At 61.3% G+C, this 1,435-nt stretch carries 1 protein-coding gene; it reads right to left on the reverse strand.

From position 1 onward, the window contains the following. Nucleotides 1-42: 42 nt before the first annotated feature. On the reverse strand, nt 43-1,323 hold the full coding sequence (locus AWB67_RS37720) for an IS256 family transposase (protein WP_374729605.1): 1,281 nt from the start codon (nt 1,321-1,323) through the stop codon (nt 43-45). Between the last annotated feature and the right edge of the window lie 112 nt (nt 1,324-1,435).

Here is a 1,435-nt window from a genome sequence, read left to right on the forward strand (position 1 = left end):
GAGAAATCGTCAAGAGTGGTGTACGCGGGGCGGTCGGCATAGTCAGGCGGCCAGCGCTTGAGGAGCCGGTGTGCTTTCAATCACCGGGGTTCCGTCTTTGAAGGGGATGCCTTGCAGGAGTGGCCCGATCTTGTCGGCGCCACGGATTTTCTTCCAGGATTGCTCAGCTGCTTCGATCAGTTTGAATGCCATACCGAGGAACGTTGCGCGCGACAGGCAGTTGCGTGTGCGCCCGGTGCGATGACGCACCGTCGCGAAGGTCGATTCGATCGGATTCGTGGTCCGCACATGCTGCCAGTGTTCGGCAGGAAAGTCATAGAACGCGAGTAGCTCGTCGCGATCTTTAGTGAGCTTCTCGACGGCCTTTGGATACTTAGCCGCGTAGGTGTCGACGAACTGGTTGAACGCGACGATCGCGTCAGCGCGTGTCGCGGCATTCCAGATTTCTCCGAGCGCCGCCTTGGCACGCCCGTGCTGCGACTTGGGCAAGGCGTTGAGTATGTTTCCGATTTTATGAAACCAGCAGCGTTGATGGCGAACCTGCGGGAACACCTCCTCGAGCGCCGCCCACAGCCCCATCGCGCCATCGCCAACGGCCAGCAACGGCGGCGCCTGCAGGCCGCGCGCCTTCAGATCGAGCAGCAGCTCGATCCACGACTCTTTCGATTCGCGATAGCCGTCACTGAGCGCGACGCGCTCCTTCTCGCCGTCCGGCTTTACACCGATGATCACGAGCAGGCACTGGCCGTCGGAATCCTCGGTACGCGCCTGTGTATGGATGCCGTCTGCCCACCAGTAGACCCAGCGCGAGCTCGACAGGTCGCGTTTTTTCCACTGCTCATACTCGTCGGCCCAGACGGCCTTCAGGCGGCTCACAACGCCCGCAGACAACCCTTTGGCGTGCTCACCGAGCAGCTCCGACAGGGCCTCGCCCATGTCACTTGTGGACACGCCGCGCAGGTACAGCCACGGCAGCGACGACGACACGCGCGGCGACTTGCGCACATAGGGCGGCACGATCGCCGAATTGAACTTGATGCCCGAGCCCGAACGGTCGCGCACCTTCGGCACCTGGACTGGCACAGGGCCAACAGCCGTGACGATCTCGCGCTCCGGCAGGTAGCCGTTGCGCACAACGGCCCGACGGCCATCGATCGTCTTCACATTCGAATATTGCTCGAACATTGCTGCCAGTTCCGCCTCTATGGCCTGCTGGATGATACGCCGCGCGCCTTGCTGGATCAGATCGTCCAGACCGGGCGCACCCTTGATTTCGACTTCTGCTGCTTGACTGCTGTTCGTCTCTTGCGTACGTTTCGCCATGGCGGTGGAGTCCGATTGGGGAAGTGTTACCTTGGTAAGCAACATTCTCCTTCAATCGCCACCGCCTTCTCCTGCTTCCCTACGCCGCATACACCAGATTCAACGATAGCTC

Origin of the sequence: Caballeronia terrestris (assembly GCF_001544515.1) — a bacterium.
Classification (GTDB): Bacteria; Pseudomonadota; Gammaproteobacteria; order Burkholderiales; family Burkholderiaceae; genus Caballeronia; species Caballeronia terrestris.